At 74.2% G+C, this 16,169-nt stretch carries 18 protein-coding genes; 13 read left to right on the top strand and 5 right to left on the bottom strand.

The annotated features are described in order from the left end of the window. Positions 1 to 18: 18 nt before the first annotated feature. Positions 19 to 1,014, bottom strand: coding sequence for a YafY family protein (locus KSK32_RS27850; protein ID WP_216934039.1), 996 nt, complete (start codon positions 1,012 to 1,014; stop codon positions 19 to 21). Positions 1,015 to 1,058: 44 nt separating this feature from the next. On the opposite strand from KSK32_RS27850, the gene KSK32_RS27845 reads away from it, so the two are divergent. Together KSK32_RS27845 and KSK32_RS27840 are read left to right on the top strand one after the other, a co-directional pair. Next, the gene (locus tag KSK32_RS27845) at positions 1,059 to 1,535 is read left to right on the top strand and encodes a hypothetical protein (RefSeq protein ID WP_216934030.1); all 477 of its coding nucleotides are present in this window, start codon (positions 1,059 to 1,061) and stop codon (positions 1,533 to 1,535) included. Beyond that, positions 1,535 to 1,990, top strand: coding sequence for a hypothetical protein (locus KSK32_RS27840; protein WP_216934028.1), 456 nt, complete (start codon positions 1,535 to 1,537; stop codon positions 1,988 to 1,990). The genes KSK32_RS27845 and KSK32_RS27840 overlap by 1 nt, the downstream gene beginning before the upstream one ends. Here the strand turns inward: KSK32_RS27840 and KSK32_RS27835 are convergent. Continuing rightward, the gene (locus KSK32_RS27835) at positions 1,965 to 2,657 is read right to left on the bottom strand and encodes a TetR/AcrR family transcriptional regulator (protein ID WP_216934026.1); all 693 of its coding nucleotides are present in this window, start codon (positions 2,655 to 2,657) and stop codon (positions 1,965 to 1,967) included. The genes KSK32_RS27840 and KSK32_RS27835 overlap by 26 nt on opposite strands. Positions 2,658 to 2,773: 116 nt before the next feature. Between KSK32_RS27835 and KSK32_RS27830 the strand changes: the two genes are divergently transcribed. The 5 genes from KSK32_RS27830 to KSK32_RS27810 all read left to right on the top strand — a co-directional run bounded on the left by KSK32_RS27830 (position 2,774) and on the right by KSK32_RS27810 (position 8,118). After that, entirely contained in the window at positions 2,774 to 4,270 is a 1,497-nt protein-coding gene (locus tag KSK32_RS27830) for an NAD(P)/FAD-dependent oxidoreductase (protein ID WP_216934025.1), read from the top strand. Next, positions 4,263 to 5,282: an SDR family oxidoreductase gene (locus tag KSK32_RS27825; protein ID WP_216934022.1), complete on the top strand. Its 1,020-nt coding sequence runs from the start codon at positions 4,263 to 4,265 to the stop codon at positions 5,280 to 5,282. Before KSK32_RS27830 ends, KSK32_RS27825 begins: the two co-directional genes overlap by 8 nt. Next, complete coding sequence (locus tag KSK32_RS27820; RefSeq protein ID WP_216934020.1) at positions 5,279 to 6,118, top strand: alpha/beta fold hydrolase; 840 nt, start codon at positions 5,279 to 5,281, stop codon at positions 6,116 to 6,118. The genes KSK32_RS27825 and KSK32_RS27820 overlap by 4 nt, the downstream gene beginning before the upstream one ends. A 69-nt stretch (positions 6,119 to 6,187) precedes the next feature. Then, positions 6,188 to 6,838, top strand: coding sequence for a GntR family transcriptional regulator (locus tag KSK32_RS27815; protein ID WP_216934019.1), 651 nt, complete (start codon positions 6,188 to 6,190; stop codon positions 6,836 to 6,838). Continuing rightward, the gene (locus KSK32_RS27810; RefSeq protein ID WP_216934017.1) at positions 6,835 to 8,118 is read left to right on the top strand and encodes a nitrate/nitrite transporter; all 1,284 of its coding nucleotides are present in this window, start codon (positions 6,835 to 6,837) and stop codon (positions 8,116 to 8,118) included. The genes KSK32_RS27815 and KSK32_RS27810 overlap by 4 nt, the downstream gene beginning before the upstream one ends. Before the next feature lie 36 nt (positions 8,119 to 8,154). On the opposite strand, the gene KSK32_RS27805 is transcribed toward KSK32_RS27810, so the two are convergent. Beyond that, the gene (locus tag KSK32_RS27805; protein ID WP_216934015.1) at positions 8,155 to 8,568 is read right to left on the bottom strand and encodes a hypothetical protein; all 414 of its coding nucleotides are present in this window, start codon (positions 8,566 to 8,568) and stop codon (positions 8,155 to 8,157) included. Between the two features lie 139 nt (positions 8,569 to 8,707). Here KSK32_RS27805 and KSK32_RS27800 point away from each other — a divergent pair, with 139 nt between their 5' ends. From KSK32_RS27800 to KSK32_RS27780, 5 genes are all read left to right on the top strand, one after another. Further along, on the top strand, positions 8,708 to 9,796 hold the full coding sequence (locus tag KSK32_RS27800) for an S-(hydroxymethyl)mycothiol dehydrogenase (protein ID WP_216934013.1): 1,089 nt from the start codon (positions 8,708 to 8,710) through the stop codon (positions 9,794 to 9,796). Then, on the top strand, positions 9,793 to 10,422 hold the full coding sequence (locus KSK32_RS27795; RefSeq protein ID WP_216934012.1) for an MBL fold metallo-hydrolase: 630 nt from the start codon (positions 9,793 to 9,795) through the stop codon (positions 10,420 to 10,422). Before KSK32_RS27800 ends, KSK32_RS27795 begins: the two co-directional genes overlap by 4 nt. A gap of 116 nt (positions 10,423 to 10,538) precedes the next feature. After that, positions 10,539 to 11,639, top strand: a complete 1,101-nt coding sequence (locus tag KSK32_RS27790; RefSeq protein ID WP_216934010.1) for a DUF3626 domain-containing protein — start codon at positions 10,539 to 10,541, stop codon at positions 11,637 to 11,639. Between the two features lie 210 nt (positions 11,640 to 11,849). Next, entirely contained in the window at positions 11,850 to 12,575 is a 726-nt protein-coding gene (locus tag KSK32_RS27785; RefSeq protein ID WP_216934008.1) for a hypothetical protein, read from the top strand. Between the two features lie 348 nt (positions 12,576 to 12,923). Then, entirely contained in the window at positions 12,924 to 13,475 is a 552-nt protein-coding gene (locus KSK32_RS27780; protein WP_216934006.1) for a hypothetical protein, read from the top strand. Positions 13,476 to 13,761: 286 nt separating this feature from the next. Here KSK32_RS27780 and KSK32_RS27775 read toward each other — a convergent pair whose 3' ends face one another. Continuing rightward, entirely contained in the window at positions 13,762 to 14,103 is a 342-nt protein-coding gene (locus KSK32_RS27775; RefSeq protein WP_216934004.1) for a hypothetical protein, read from the bottom strand. Between the two features lie 70 nt (positions 14,104 to 14,173). Between KSK32_RS27775 and KSK32_RS27770 the strand changes: the two genes are divergently transcribed. After that, the gene (locus KSK32_RS27770) at positions 14,174 to 14,731 is read left to right on the top strand and encodes a helix-turn-helix domain-containing protein (RefSeq protein WP_216934002.1); all 558 of its coding nucleotides are present in this window, start codon (positions 14,174 to 14,176) and stop codon (positions 14,729 to 14,731) included. Here the strand turns inward: KSK32_RS27770 and KSK32_RS27765 are convergent. Further along, positions 14,704 to 16,158: an MFS transporter gene (locus KSK32_RS27765; protein WP_216934000.1), complete on the bottom strand. Its 1,455-nt coding sequence runs from the start codon at positions 16,156 to 16,158 to the stop codon at positions 14,704 to 14,706. The genes KSK32_RS27770 and KSK32_RS27765 overlap by 28 nt on opposite strands. Positions 16,159 to 16,169 lie beyond the last annotated feature (11 nt).

The raw sequence follows: 16,169 nt of genomic DNA, 5'->3' as shown, positions 1-16,169 counted from the left end.
AGGACACGAACTCCTTGATCAACCGGGTAGAGGCGGGGCGGGTGGGGGGTGGTAGAGGTCTGCCAGGGCGGTGGCGGTCTCGGCCAGGCGGGTGCGCAGCGCCTCCGGGGTGAGAACCTCCACGTCGGCGCCGAGGCGGAGCAGGTCGCCGTGGGCGTGGGTCAGCGACTCGATCGGGATGACCGCGTGCATCCACCCGGCGGCGTCCGGCGGTCCGGCGCTCGCCTCGGCGGCGGCCACGACCACGTCGCTGCCGACCTCGCGCAGCCGGGCGAACCCGCGGGGCGAGAGCCGGATGCGGGCCTCGTCGCGGTGCAGGCCGGCCCGGAACTCCACCACGTGCGCGCGCCACCAGGCCGGCAGGTCGAAGTCCGGCCGCTCGAACGGCTCGTCCAGCGGGGTCAGGCCGAGGATCTGGTTCACCCGGTAGGTGGCCGGGCCGGCACGGTCCGGCCGGGCGGCGACCAGGTACCAGCGACCGCCCTTGAGCACCAGCCCGTACGGTTCGAGCACCCGGGTCGTCTCGCCCCGCCAGCCCCGGTACCGCACCCGGACCCGGTGCTGCCGCCACACCGCCTCGGCCGCGTCGGCCAGGTGCGGCGACGGGTCGCCGTCGGAGTACCAGCCCGGCGTGTCGAGGTGGAACCGCTGCTCCAGCCGGGCCGCCCGGTCGGCCAGCGGCGCGGGCAGCGCGGCCCGCAGCTTGAGCTGCACGGCGGCGACGACCGACTGGTAGCCCAGCTCGGCGGCCGGTCCGGGGAGCCCGGCGAAGAGCAGCCGGTCGGCCTCCTCGGCGGTCAGCCCGGTCAGCCGGGTCCGCCAGCCCTCCACGAGCCGGTAGCCGCCGTCGTGTCCGGCCTCGCCGTACAGCGGGATGCCCGCGGCGTGCAGCGCCTCCACGTCCCGGTAGACGGTGCGCACCGACACCTGGAGCCGGGCGGCCAGGTCGGCGGCGGTGAGCCGGCCGTGCGCCTGCAGGAGCAGCAGGATGGACAGGAGTCGACTGGCCCGCATTCTGCTGACACTAGCTGTCAGGGAGCCGGTCCTAACGTGCCCGCATGGCTTTTCACGACAAGGAGCTGACCGTACCGGGGACCGTCGAGGTGGCCGGCCGGCACGTCAAGCGCTACCACATGGACCAGCCGGGCCGCCGCCTCGAACCGCGGGTGGTCGACGCCGGGTACGCGTACCTGCCGGCGCTGCTGCCCGGCCCGGACGGCTCCACCCCCCAGGCGAGCTGGGTGGTGCTGCACCGGGGCGCGGACACCGGGGCGTACCTGCTGGCGTACAGCTGGTTCTTCGACAACGTGGTCGAGTGCCGCATCGCGATCGCCGGGCAGCCCGCGCTGGACTGCCCGGACGACGACCCGGCGCACTTCGTCGAACTGACCCGCCCCGGCGTCGGATGCGTCTGGGAACTGGGCGTGCTGGAACACGAGCGAGCCGCCTGGATCCGCCACGTGCTCGCGCCGGACGAGCCGGACCTGGCCGGCTACCTTGCCGACGTCCGGGCCGAGGGGCCGGTGGGACGCTGATGGGCGACTTCGACTTCCTCGTCGGCACCTGGGACGTGACCAACCGGCGCCTGCGGCAGCGGCACGTCGGCGCCGACGACTGGGACGAGTTCGCCGGTGTCAGCGAGGCGCGCTCGTTCTTCGACGGCGCGGGCAGCTTCGACGAGATGCGCTGCCCGAGCCGGGGTTTCTCCGGCTCCTCGGTGCGCATCCTGAACCCGGCGACCGGGCTGTGGTCGATCTACTGGATGCACAGCGCGCGGGGCGTACTGGAGCTGCCGCCGGTGGTGGGCCGGTTCACCGGCGGCGTCGGTACGTTCTACGCCGACGACACCGACGAGGGGCGGCCGGTGCGCTGCCGGTTCCTCTGGTCGGCGGTCACCGCCGGCTCCTGCCGCTGGGAGCAGGCGTTCTCCACCGACGGCGAGCGCACCTGGGAGACCAACTGGGTCATGCGGTTCCGCCGGACGGCGTGAGCGGCGGCGAGAACGGCGGCGTGGTCGTCCGGTAGATCGCGGTCAGCCACACGTCGAGCAGCACGTCGACCACGTCCCGCTCGGCCACCGCCGGGCCGTCCCCGGCGAACGTGGCGTACCAGACGCGTTCGTTCATCGAGTTCAGCGCGATGGCGAGGTCCCGGGCGGGCAGCCCGTCCGGGGCCGCGCCGCGGACGCGTTCGGCCTCGATCGCGGCCTGCACCGCGCGGACCCAGCGTTCCAGCACCTCGGCCCAGAGCCGCCGCACCTCGGCGTTGGTGCCGCGCACCTGGGCGCAGGCCAGCACCACGTCCCGGTGCGCGCCGAACGTGGCGTGGAACCGGGCGATCAGCTCCCGCCAGTGGGCGCGCGGATCCTCGGCGAGCCGTTCGAACACGTCCCCGGCGGCGGCGTCGGCCTCCTCGGTGACCCGGTCGAGCAGCGTGAGCAGCACCGCGTTCTTGGACGGGAAGTAGAAGTAGAACGTGGGCCGGGAGATCCCCGCGCCGCGGGCCAGGTCGTCGATGGAGATGTCGGCGAAGGGGCGCTGGGTCAGCAACCGCTCGGCAGTGGCCAGGATCGCGGTCTCCCGGTCGTCGCCGGTGGACCGGCCGGCCCGCCGCCCGCGCGTCGGCGCGGCGCCGGTCGGCGTACGGGCGGTCGTCATGTCGGCAGATGCTACACCCGCTCGACACCCTGTCGATTCGACTCGACACGGTGTTGACTGCGGTCGACGGGGATGGATAGTGTCCGGTCCACCGCCGGTGCGAACGGGAGAAACCGATGGCCGCAGACCACGTCGACGTCCTCATCGTCGGGGCCGGCCTGTCCGGCATCGGCGCCGCCGTCCACCTCGGACGGGAATGCCCCGGCAAGACCTACGCGGTGCTGGAGGCGCGGGGCGCCGTCGGCGGCACCTGGGACCTGTTCCGCTACCCGGGCATCCGCTCCGACTCCGACATGTACACCCTCGGCTACTCGTTCAAGCCGTGGACCGACCCGAAGGCGATCGCCGACGGCGACTCCATCCGGGCGTACGTGCGGCAGACCGCCCGCGAGTACGACGTGGAGCGGCACATCCGCTTCCACCACCGGGTGCTTCGCGCCGAGTGGGACACCGCCACCGCCCGCTGGACCGTGCACGCCCGCCGCGACGACACCGGCGAGGACGTCACGTTCACCTGCGGGTTCCTGTTCACCAACTCCGGCTACTACCGCTACGACGAGGGCTACACGCCGCGGTTCCCCGGCGTCGAGCGGTACGCCGGCACGCTCGTGCACCCCCAGCACTGGCCCGGCGACCTGGACTACGCCGGCAAGCGGGTTGTGGTGATCGGCAGCGGCGCCACGGCGGTCACCCTGGTCCCGGCCATGGCCGAGCGGGCCGCCCACGTCACCATGCTCCAGCGCTCACCCACGTACGTGATCGCGCTGCCCTCACGCGACCGGTTCGCCGACGCCGCGCGGCGCTGGCTGCCCCCGAAGGCCGCATACGCGGTGGCCCGGTGGAAGAACGTCACGCTCGGCGTGGCGAACTTCCAGCTCAGCCGCCGCGCCCCCGGTGTGGTGAAGCGGTTCCTGCGCCGGGCCGCGAAGGGCCGCCTCCCGTCCGGGTACGACGTCGACAGGCACTTCTCGCCCCGCTACAACCCGTGGGACCAGCGGTTGTGCGTGGTGCCGGACGGGGACCTGTTCGCCGCGCTGAGCGCCGGCCGCGCGTCGGTGGTGACCGACACCATCGACACGTTCACCGAGCACGGCATCCGGCTCGCCTCCGGCGAGGAGCTGCCCGCCGACGTGGTGGTCACCGCCACCGGCCTCAACCTGCTCGCGCTCGGCGGCATGACGCTGACCGTCGACGGCGCCGAGGTCGACCTCGCCTCGACAGTGGCCTACAAGGGCATGATGCTCTCGGGCGTGCCGAACTTCGCCATGACCATCGGCTACACGAACGCCTCCTGGACGCTCAAGGCCGACCTCGTTGCCACGTACGTCTGCCGGCTGCTGCGCCACCTCGACGACACCGGCCGGCAGATCGTCACGCCGCTCGCCCCGGACACCGACGACCTGGTGCCGATCATCGACCTGCGGTCCGGGTACGTGCTGCGCGCCGTCGACCAGCTGCCCAAGCAGGGGCCGCAGGCACCGTGGCGGCTGCACCAGAACTATCCCCGCGACGTGCGGCTGATGCGGCACGGCCCGCTCACCGACGGCGTACGGTTCGCCCGCGCCGGCGCGCCCGCCACCGCCACGACCAGCTCCGGAGGAACCGATGCGTGACCTCGTCTTCCCCGGCGGCACGGCGGTGCTCACCGGCGCCGCGAGCGGCATCGGCGCGGCGCTGGCCCACGGGCTGGCCCGCCGCGGCGCCGACCTGGTGCTGCTCGACCGGGACGCCGACGGCCTGGCCGCCACCGTCGCCGCGATCCGGGCCGCCTACCCGGACCGGCGGGTCGAGCCCCACGTGGTCGACCTGGCCGACGCCGACGCCACCGACCGGGTCGCCGCCGAGATCCACCGCGCGCACCCCCGGATCCGGCTGCTGATCAACAACGCCGGTGTGGCGCTGGGCGGGCGCTTCGACCAGGTCACCCTGGAGGAGTTCCTCTGGGTCATCGAGATCAACTTCCGGGCGGTGGTCCGCCTGACCCACGCGCTGCTGCCCGCGCTCAAGGCCGAGCCCGGCGCCCATCTGGTGAACGTGTCCAGCCTGTTCGGGCTGATCGCCCCCGCCGGGCAGGCCGCGTACGCGGCGAGCAAGTTCGCCGTACGCGGCTTCACCGAGGCGCTGCGGCACGAACTCGTCGACGACGGCATCGGCGTCACAGCGGTGCACCCGGGCGGCATCCGCACCCGGATCGCCGCCAGCGCCCGCGTCGGCAGCGGCGTGACCCGGGAGGAGTACGAGGCCGGGCGCAAGCAGTTCGAGAAGCTGCTCACCATCGACCCGACGACGGCCGCCGAGGTGATCCTGCGCGGCACGCAGCGACGCCGCGGCCGGGTGCTGATCGGCTGGTCGGCGAAACTGCCCGACCTGCTCGCCCGGGTCGCCCCCGCCGGGTACGGGAGGGTGCTGGCCCTGGGCATGCGCCCCCGCCCGGCCCGGCCCGCCGCCCCGCCCGCAACTCCGCCCGCCGTCCCGGCTGCCGAGACGCCCGTGGCTCCGCCCGCCCAGGCACCCGCCGTTCCGGCCGACGCCGACGTACCGACCCGGCGGGCCGACGCCGACGTGCCGGTGCCGTCCCCCAGGACCGGCGAGGAGGCTGCGGCCGAACCCGGACGCCGGGCGTGACGCTCGCCCTGCCCCCGGCCGACGAGCGCGTCGTCGACGGGAGGCGGACCCGGTGCCGGATCAGCGGCGACGGCCCGCCCGTGGTGCTGCTGCACGGCATCGGCCGTACCCTCGACGACTTCACCGCCCTGCACACGGCGCTGGCCCGCGACCACCTGGTGCTCGCGGTGGACCTGCCCGGGCACGGCGGCTCCGCGCCGCTGTTCGGCCCGCACACGCTCCCGGCCCTGGCCGCCGCGGTGGCCCGCTTCCTGGACGTAGCTGGGGTGACCGGCCCGGCCCACCTGGTCGGCAACTCCCTCGGCGGGGCGGTGGCGATGCGCCTGGCCGCCGACGCGCCGCACCGTGTCGCCAGCCTGGCGTTGCTGAACAGCGCCGGCTTCGGCCGCGAGGTGACGGTGGCGCTGCGGCTGCTCGCGGTACGCCCGCTGGCCCGGCTGCTGCTACGCCCGCACCCGGGGATCGCCCGGCGCACCGAGCGGGCGATCTTCTACGACCCGGCGTACGTCACCGACGAGCGGATCGCCACCGCGCTCGCCGTGGCCGGGCAGCCGCACGCGGCCCGGGTGATGCGGGAGCTGGTCCGCGACCTGGGCACCTGGCGTGGCGTACGCCCGCAGTGGCGCGCCGACCTGCTCGACGCGGTGGCCGCGCTCGACCTGCCCACGCTGCTCGTCTGGGGCGAGCGTGACCTGGTCCTGCCCGCCGCGCATCTGGCGTACGCCCGCGCCCGGCTGCCGGACGCGCGCTCCCACCTGTTCCGCGACACCGGGCACATGCCGCAGATCGAGCGGACCGTCGAGGTGGAGGCGCTGCTGCGGGAGCTGTGGGCCTGACCGTGGCCTGCGCCACTGTCCGGGCCCGCGCCGGACCGCCGGGGCGGCCGGGGGAGCAAGCTTAGATACATGACGCATCCCAGCCGGGTCGCGCCGTCCGCCGCCGAGCGGGCGTACCGGCACCTCAAGCAGGCCATCCTGGAACAGGTCTACCCGGGCGGCCAGCTCGTCAGCGAGGGCGAGATCGCCGACGCGACCGGCGTGTCCCGGACCCCGGTCCGGGAGGCGCTGCTGCGGCTGGAGACCGAAGGACTGGTCAAGCTCTACCCGAAGCGCGGCGCGCTGATCCGGCCGGTGTCGGCCCGGGAGATCGCCGACGTCATCGAGGCCCGTCGGCTGGTCGAGCTGCACGCCGCCGACCGGGTCTGGCCGCGCCGCGCCGCGCTGCGCGCCGACCTGGCCCGATGGCTGGACGAGATGCGCCGCGCGCACGCCGCCGGTGACCTCACCACCCTGATGGCCGCCGACCGCTCGTTCCACGCCGCTGTGGTCGAAGCGGCCGGCAACGAGATCCTGGCCGAGCTGTACCACCGGCTGCGCGACCGCCAGCTCCGCATGGGCGAGGCGAGCTTCCGGCTCTCGCCCGGCTGGGCCGAGGTCGCCCTCACCGAGCACGCCGGCCAGCTCGCCGCGCTCGACGGCGACGACCCGCAGGCGTGGCACGACGCGGTCGCCGCGCACATCGACACCGCCGCCCGGATGCTCGGGACGCTGCGGTGAACGCGGGTCGCCGCCCCGCCGCCCTGGTGTACGCGGTGGCCGTCACCGCCTATCTGACTGCCGTGTTCCACCGCAGCTCTCTCGGCGTCACCGGGGTCGACGCGGCGGAGCGCTTCCACATCAACGCCGCCGCGCTCGCCACGTTCTCGGTCGCCCAGCTCGCCGTCTACGCCGCCATGCAGGTGCCGGTCGGGGTGCTGCTGGACCGGTACGGCTCGCGCCGGCTGCTGCTGGCCGGCGGCGCGCTCATGGTGGCCGGGCAGCTCCTGTTCGCGGTGGCCGGCGACGTACCGGCCGCCGTCGCCGCCCGGGTGCTCGTCGGCCTCGGCGACGCCATGACCTTCATCAGCGTGCTGCGCATCGTCGCGTTCTGGTTCCCCGGCCGGCGTAACCCGCTGCTGGTGCAGCTCACCGGCACCGTGGGCCAGTTCGGTGCGGTGCTCGGCGCCGTACCCCTGGTGCTGCTGCTGCACCGCGCGGGCTGGACCCCGGCGTTCCTGACCGCCGCGGCGCTCGGCGCCACTGTGGTGCTGCTGCTCCTCGTCGCGGTCCGCGACACCCCGCACGCGGAGCACGCCACCGCGCTCGCCCCCGACCTGGCCACCGTGCGCCGCCAGCTCGCCGACGCGTGGGCGCAGCCCGGCACGCGCCTGGGACTGTGGACACACTTCGTCACCCAGTTCTCCGGCGCCGTGTTCGCGCTGCTGTGGGGATATCCGTTCCTCGTCCAGGGGCAGGGGTTCTCGCCGACCGCGGCGGCCGGGCTGCTCACCCTGATGACAGTGGTGACGCTCGTGTGCGGGCCGGTGATCGCGCACCTGTGCTCGCGCCACCCGTTCCACCGCTCGGTGGTGGTCTTCGCGATCACCGCCGCCACCGCCGGGGTGTGGGCGGTGGTCCTGGCCTGGCCCGGCCGCGCGCCGCACTGGCTGCTGGTGGTGCTCGTGGTGGTGCTCGCCGTCAACGGCCCCGGCTCGATGATCGGGTTCGACTTCGCCCGCACGTTCAACCCGGTGCACCGCATCGGCAGTGCCACCGGCATCGTCAACGTCGGCGGCTTCGTCGCCTCGATCGTGCTGATCCTGGCCGTCGGCGTGGTGCTCGACCTGGCCACCCCGGCCGGGCAGGCCGCGCCGACGCTGTCCGCGTTCCGCTGGGCGTTCGCCGTGCAGTTCCTGCTCTGGGCGCTCGGCGCGGTGCAGGTGCTGCGCTACCGCAACGCCGCTCGTCGCCGGCTTGCCGGCGAGCGGACCACCGCCGCGGTGCCGGCGGCGGCCTGAGTACGCGGGTAGCCGGCGCGGCTTCGGCGCGGCCGGTCAGCGCCGGTGCCGGACCAGCGAGTCGAGCACCAGGCTCAGCCCCGCGCCGACCAGCCACACGTCCTTGGCCAGGCCGATGCCGGCCTGACTCGGACGCAGGCTGGTGCCCTCGCGCATGCCCGGCGTCTTCAGGTAGAGCTGCACCAGGCCCGCGCCGAACGCGGTGAGCGCGGCACCGGCCAGCAGCGACGGGACGAACGGGGCGAGCAGCGCCGCGCCGAGCGCGATCTCGCCCCGGGACAGCAGCATGGCGAACCGGTCCGGCGGGATCTGCCGCAGCTGCGGCATCGCGCCGGCCGCCATGCCGTGCACGCCCGCCGCGGCCTCGCCCTCCAGCGTGCGCTTGCCGAGCCCGGAGTTCAGGATGTACGCGCCGATGGCGACCCGCAGCGGCGCATGCGACAGCCTCATGATCACTCCCGTCCCACCTGGTACGACCGGCCCACCGGGTACCCGGTCACGACCAGGACAATCCGCCGGCTTCACTGGTTCGCGGGTCATGATCAGCGGTACGTTTCCGGGTGCAGACGCATCCGACGAGGGAGGCACCGTGAGCCAGGAAGTCCGGGGAGTCGTGTCGCGGCGCAAGGGCGCGCCGGTGGAGGTCACCACCATCGTGGTGCCGGACCCGGGGCCCGGCGAGGCGGTGATCCGCATCCAGTCGTGCGGCGTCTGCCACACCGACCTGCACTACCGCGAGGGCGGCATCAACGACGACTACCCGTTCCTGCTCGGCCACGAGGCCGCCGGCATCGTGGAGCAGGTGGGCGACGGCGTCACCGACGTGGCTCCCGGCGACTTCGTGGTGCTCAACTGGCGCGCGGTCTGCGGGCAGTGCCGGGCCTGCCGGCGCGGCCGGCCGTGGTACTGCTTCGCCACCCACAACGCGACGCAGAAGATGACGCTCACCGACGGCACCGAGCTGACGCCCGCGCTCGGCATCGGCGCGTTCGCCGAGAAGACGCTCGTCCACGCCGGGCAGTGCACGAAGGTCGACCCGTCGGCCCGGCCGGCGGCGGTCGGCCTGCTCGGCTGCGGCGTGATGGCCGGCCTCGGCGCGGCCGTGAACACCGGCAACGTGACCCGGGGCGACTCGGTCGCGGTGATCGGCTGCGGCGGCGTCGGCGACGCGGCGGTGGCGGGCGCGGCCCTGGCCGGGGCGACCACGATCGTGGCAGTGGACACCGACTCCCGCAAGCTCGACTGGGCGCGCAGGTTCGGCGCCACGCACACCGTCAACGCCTCGGAGGACGACGTGGTGGAGGCGATCCGCGCGGCCACCGGCGGGTTCGGCGCCGACGTGGTGATCGACGCGGTCGGCCGCCCGGAGACGTGGAAGCAGGCGTTCTACGCCCGCGACCTGGCCGGCACCGTGGTGCTGGTCGGCGTGCCGACCCCGGAGATGACTGTCGACCTGCCGCTGGCCGACGTCTTCGGGCGCGGCGGCGCGCTCAAGTCCAGCTGGTACGGCGACTGCCTGCCCAGCCGCGACTTCCCGATGCTGACCGAGCTGTACCGGCAGGGCCGGCTGGACCTGGACGCGTTCGTCACCGAGGAGATCGCCCTCGACCAGGTCGAGGAGGCGTTCGCCCGGATGCACCACGGCGACGTCCTGCGCTCGGTGGTGGTCTTCCCGTGACCGCCCGTGTCGACCACGCCGTCACCTCCGGCACGTTCTCGCTCGACGGCCAGACGTTCGACGTGGACAACAACGTCTGGGTGATCGGCGACGACGCCGAGTGCGTCGTCCTCGACGCGCCGCACGACGTGGCCGCCGTCCGCGACGTGATCGGTGACCGGCGGGTGCTGGCGATCATCGCCACCCACGCCCACGACGACCACGTGCGGGTCGCGCCCGAGCTGGCCCGGGCCACCGGCGCGCCGGTGCTGCTGCACCCGGCCGACCGGGTGCTGTGGGACATGGTGCACCCCGGCACGGCCCCGGACGGCGACCTGACCGACGGGCAGACGATCACCGTCGGCGGCGCCACGCTGCGGGTGCTGCACACGCCCGGCCACAGCCCTGGCGCGTGCAGCCTGTACGCCCCCGACCTGGGCACGGTCTTCACCGGCGACACGCTGTTCGCCGGCGGACCGGGCGCGACCGGGCGGTCGTACAGCGACTTCGGCACCATCGTCGAGTCGATCCGTACCCGGCTGCTCACGCTGCCGCCGGAGACGGTGGTGCACACCGGGCACGGCGACGACACCACGATCGGGGCCGAGGCGCCGCACCTGGACGAGTGGCTCGCCCGGGGCCACTGAGGACACCGCCCGACCTGGCCCGGCTGGAGTGATCCGGCCCGGGCCCGGTCGGGCGTCCCGCCCTGGTGGACGCCGGTCCGGCCCGGAAACCGTGTGGCCGGGCGTCGACCCGCCCGGTGATACTCGGGCCCGTGCCCGTCGCCGCCCTCACCGCCGCCCAGTCCGCAGCGCTGCACCACGTCCGCCAGGTCGCGCTGCGCGACCGCCCGGCGGCGCTCGCCGTCATCGCCGAGCACCTCGCCGCCGCCGGCGCCGCCTACCGGTACGAGGAGGTCGTCGCCGCGGTGACCGGGTACGGGCGTCTGACGCTCAACTTCCACCCCGACCGGGTGCTGCGGGACGGCCGTACCGTGGCCGAGGCACTGGACGGGGAGGGTGTCTACCGCAGCCAGTTCGAGACCGGCATCTCCAACGGGGGCCTGACCGCGTACCCGGGCGGCGACCGGGACGTGTGGGAGCAGGCGATGTTCGGCGGCGCGTACCAGCGTCCCGGCGTGCTGCCCACGGAGCGCCCGAAGTACGGCGGCCTGAACCTGCTCGACCACGCCGACGGCGCGTCCCCCCGGTTCGGCTCCTGCCACCTGCGGCTACGCCCGGAGGTGCTGGTCCGGGCCACGTTCACCTTCGGTGACAGCCACCTTCAGCCTGCCGAGGTCGGCACCGTGGACGTCTTCGAGCCGGTGTTCGCGGCGCTGCTGACCGCCACCGCCGGGACCGGCGTCGCCCTGGGGGTGGCCGGCACGGACACCGGCACGCTGCTGCGGACGCTGCTGCGCCGCCGGGAACGGGAGTCCGGGCGGGTGGGCCGGGCGCTCGACGACTACGTCGAGGCGCAGGTGCACGGGGAGATCAGCCTGGCCCGCGACGTCGAGGCGTTGGTGGCCGATCCGTCGTTCCGGGACACCGACATGGGGCACCGCCTCGCCGGGATCGCCGGGCGGCACGGCCTGGCGCTGCGCTTCCACAGCGGCTTCGTGCTGCCCGCCGACGAGGTGGACGCCGAGTTCCGCGGCCCCGACATCCCGCCGCTGGCCCTGCGGGTGGCCGCCGAGTTCGCCCGCCCGGGGGAGCCGCTGCACGCGGCGCTCGTCGGGCGCGCCGCCGCCTCGGTGGTACGGGAGCCGCAGCGCTGGGCCGACCGGGGACCGGCCGCGGTGACGTTGCAGCACCTCAAGCAGCTCTGGCATGTACTGGTCCGGTTCGGCGTTCCGGCCTGATCGTCCGCTCCGGCGCCTGCGCGGCGCTTCTGCCCGGAATCGCGGGTGACCTGGACTACAGCCTCGGCCCCGACCGGCATTTCCGGAATGACGGACACGGCGGGCTGGTTGTGTTCCCCGTACCGCCGGAACCCAAACACCTACCCGGCGGTAGTCCCTCAAGGGGCGCTCACCCCGGAGCGCGTCGTAACGATCGAAAGGGCAACCATCGTGAAGCAGCACTTCACCGGATGGCTCCCCGCCATCGCGAAGACCGCCGTCGTGAAGACCGCCGCCGTCTCCCGGAACCGCCGCGCCGCGCTGAGCGTGGCCGGAGTGGCCGTACTGGGCGGACTGGCCGTCGGCCCCGTCGCCGTTGCCGCGCCTGTGACCAGCGGGCCGCACGCCGGCGCCAAGGCCGCCATCGACCTGGCCACCGGCAAGAAGACCTCCACGGAGGCGGTGAAGCCCGGCCAGACCACCGGCCTCGACAAGGTGCCGACCAGGGCCGACCGGCCGGCCAAGGAGAAGCTCGTGCCGCACGGCGTCGAGGGCGCGCAGTCGCGCATCCCGCTCGACGACGCGCAGCTCGACAACGCCAAGGCCATCGTCGAGGCGGCCAAGGAGACCGGTGTGGGGGAGCGCGGCGCCGTGATCGGCGTCGCGACCTCGCTGCAGGAGTCGAAGCTGTACAACCTGGGTCACCTCGGCGCGTACAACGACCACGACTCGGAGGGCCTGTTCCAGCAGCGCCCGTCGTCCGGTTGGGGCACGTCCGAGCAGATCACCGACCCGGAGTACTCCAGCAAGGCGTTCTTCAACGCGCTGAAGAACGTCGGCGGCTGGCAGGATCTGCCGCTGACCGCCGCCGCGCAGACCGTCCAGGTGTCCGCCTACCCGTACGCGTACGCGCAGTGGGAGGAGCAGGCCGCGGACATCGTCCAGCAGGTCTGGTAACCCGCATCCCGGAGAACGGCCGGCCCCGGATGGGCCGGCCGTTCTTCACGTGGAGCGACCATCTCGACGGGGAGGGCGGGTGTGTGGGGCGTGTGGGCGGGATGTCCGGTTGCGCTGTGGTGGGCGGCACTCGGCGGGCGGAATCGGGGGCGGGCGGGTGGCGTTGTAACCCGGTGCGCGACCGGAGTGGCGCCGCCGAGCGCCCCCCTCCGGGGGAATGACCCCGGCCCGCCGGTCGTTACACACCCGGCACGCCCCGCGCTGCCGGATCCCTCCCCAGAACCTTGAGCGCCTGACGGTGCCCACGCATCCACCCCCGGGTGCGTCGACCCCCGAACGGAGCCCATCATGAACACGATCCTGCGTAAGAGCATCCTCGGTGTCGCCGGTCTCGCCTTCACCGGTGGCTTGTTCGCCGGCCCGGTCGCCGCCCACGCGGCGGACACCGCCACGCCGGCCGCCGTCGCGGTCCAGGCCGTGAGCCCGCAGGGCACGCAGTCGCACGTGGACCTGAACGACGAGCAGCTCGCCAACGCCAAGGCCATCATCGCGGCCACCAAGAAGGCGGGCCTGCCGGAGCGCGCCGCGGTCATCTCGATCGCCACCGCGCTGCAGGAGTCGAAGCTGGAGAACCTGGGTCACCTGGGTGACCGCAACGACCACGACTCGCTGGGCCTGTTCCAGCAGCGGCCGTCCAGCGGCTGGGGCACGCCGGAGCAGATCACCGACCCCGAGTACTCGACGCTGGCGTTCCTCAAGGGCCTCAAGCAGGTCGACGGCTGGCAGGACATGCCGCTGACCGAGGCCGCGCAGACCGTGCAGGTCAGCGCCTACCCCGACGCGTACGCGCAGTGGGAGCAGCAGGCCGCCGAAATCGTGGCCGAGCACTGGAACAAGTAAGACCTGACGAAAGGCCGGCACCCGGATCGGGGTGCCGGCCTTTCGCGTGCCGTCAGCCGCTGCTCTCGCTGACGCCCCGCCGGTCGTGCCGGGCGGCCGCGATCCCGGCGCCGGCCGGCGCGGCGGCCAGGTGCCGCTGGATGCCCAGGGGCAGGCGCCGGTGGTCGCCGGCCCGGAGCCGGGCAGCAGCAGCGCCACCGGGTGCGGTCCGCCGGCGCCGGGCAGCGTGAGCGTGCCGGCCAGCCGGTGCCCGCCCGAGTCGGTGGCGAGGGGGGGCGGTCGGCAGTCACCGCAGGACCGCCGCGGCCAGGGCCGCAGCGTCGTCGGCGCCGATGAGCAGGGAGTCGTACGCCTGGCCGGTGAGGGTGATGCGGACGGCCGGCTGCCCGCCGCGGACGCTCACGAACTCCTTGCCGGCCGCGCCGCGCCACGTGCCGACGTTGCGCGTGCCGGGGACGCCGAGCCCGGGCGCCCGGATGCCGCGGGTGGTGCGCGCCCCGTCGGGTACGACGACGGCACCGCTGATCGCGGAGCGGGGGAACGACAGGTCGCCGCGCAGGGCCCAGACCTTCTCGGCGGTGGTGAGCCGGACGTCGATGCGGTCGGGGGTGAGGTCGATGGTGGCCATCGGTGGACTCCTCGCTTCTGTTATCGTCTCTGAGAACATTACCGGAGACGATACAAATAGGGGAGCCGCTGTGGCACTCGACACCGTGGAGCTGCTGCTGCACCCGGTCCGGCTGCGCATCGTCCAGGCGTTCCTGGGCGGCCGCACGCTCACCACCACCGGCCTGCGCACCGAACTGAGCGACGTGCCACCGGCGACGCTCTACCGGCAGGTCGCCACGCTCGCCGACCACGGCGTGCTGCGCACGGTGGGGGAGCGACGGGCCCGCGGCGCGGTCGAGCGCAGCTACCGGCTCGACGAGGCCGCCGCGTCGGTGGACCCGGACGAGGCCCGCGCCATGAGCCCGCAGCGGCACCGCCAGGCGTTCCTCACCTTCGTCGCGCGCCTGCTCGCCGACGTCGACGGCTACCTCGACCGCGGCGACGCCGACCTGGCCCGCGACGTGGCCGGCTACCGGCAGAACGCGTTCCACGCCACCGACGCCGAGACCGCCGAGTTCGTCACCCGGTTCCGCGACCTGTTCGCCGAGTACGCGGCACTCGGCCCCGGGCCCGGCCGCACCCGGCGGCTGTTCACCACGGTGCTGCTGCCCGCGGCCGATCAGGAGCGGTCCGCCGACCGCCGGTGACCGAGCACGATGTCCGCCACGGCGACCCCGAGCGCCAGCACGATGATCCCGGCGGCGAGCAGCAGTGAGTGGCGGAACGCCGTACTCCAGTCGCCGCGGTCGTCGGCGAGCGTCGAGAAGAACAGCGCGCCCACCGCGGCGATCCCGGCGGCCGACCCGATGCGCTGCCCGGTCTGGAGCATCCCGGCGCCGCTGCCCGCCATCGGCACCGGCACCTCGGACAGCGTGAGCGTCTGGTTCGGCGCGATCACCAGGCCGCTGCCCAGCCCGGCGACGAGCAACGGCAGCGCGGTCCGCAGCGGCACGCCGTCGCGCGGCTCGCCGGCCAGTACCAGGTCGGTCGCGATCAGCCCGGCCACCACGGCCAGCAGCCCGACCGCGACGAGCGGACGGCCGTAGCGGGTGACCACCCGGCCGCCGAGCGCGGAGGCCAGCGCCGAACCGAGCGCGAACGGCGTGATCGCCAGACCGGCCACGAGCGCGCTGTAGCCGAGCCCCATCTGGAGATAGAGCGTGAAGATGAAGAAGATCGCGGTGAAGCCGGCGAAGTAGATCAGGCCGATCAGCGCGCCCAGCGTGTACGAGCGCACCGTGAACAGCCGCAGGTCGAACAGGGGCTGGGCGCGCCGGGCGTACCGGTGCTCCCAGAGTGCGAACCCGGCGAGCAGCAGCAGGCCGACGGGGATCAGCAGCCACTTGCCCGGACCCCGCCACTGCTCCCGCTGCACCAGTGGCAGCAGGATCACCGTGACCCCGGTGCCGAGCAGCAGCACACCGAGCGGGTCGAGCCGCCCCCGTCCGGCGGGGTTGGTGGGCCGGGCCGGCATCAGCCGCCAGCCGAGCAGCATCGCCACGATCCCGACCGGGATGTTCACGAAGAACACCCACCGCCAGCCGTGCTCGGCGCCGCCGAGGTGGATGAGCAGCCCGCCGAGCAGCGGACCCACGGCGGTGGAGATGCCGATCGTCGCGCCCAGCAGTCCGAAGGCCCGGCCCCGGTCCGCACCCCGGAACAGCTCCTGGATCATGCCGGTGACCTGGGGGTTCACCACGCCGGCGGCGGCACCCTGGACGAGCCGGGCGACGACCAGCCACTCCGGCGAACGGGCCAGCCCGGCCAGCGCGCTCGTCAGCGTGAACAGGCCCACACCGACCACGAACGCGGTACGCCGCCCGCGCGCGTCACCGAACCGCCCGGCCGGCACCAGCACCAGGCCGAACGTCAGCGCGTACCCGGACAGCACCCACTGGAGGTCGCTCGGCGTGGCCTGCAACGCCCGGTCGATCGACGGCACCGCGACGTTGACGATGCTGACGTCCAGCAGCGTCATGAACGCCGCGATCAGGCCGACGCTCAGCGCGTGCCACCGGCGCCGGCCGTCGTACCCGGTGTCAGGCACCGCGGTCGACGACCGGCCCTCGCTCATGGTGCCCCCCA

It is taken from the genome of Micromonospora sp. WMMB482 (genome assembly GCF_019038635.1).
Taxonomy (GTDB): Bacteria; Actinomycetota; Actinomycetes; order Mycobacteriales; family Micromonosporaceae; genus Micromonospora; species Micromonospora marina.
The sequence above is the reverse complement of the archived record's forward strand: the minus strand, read 5'-3'. Positions and strand labels throughout refer to the sequence as shown.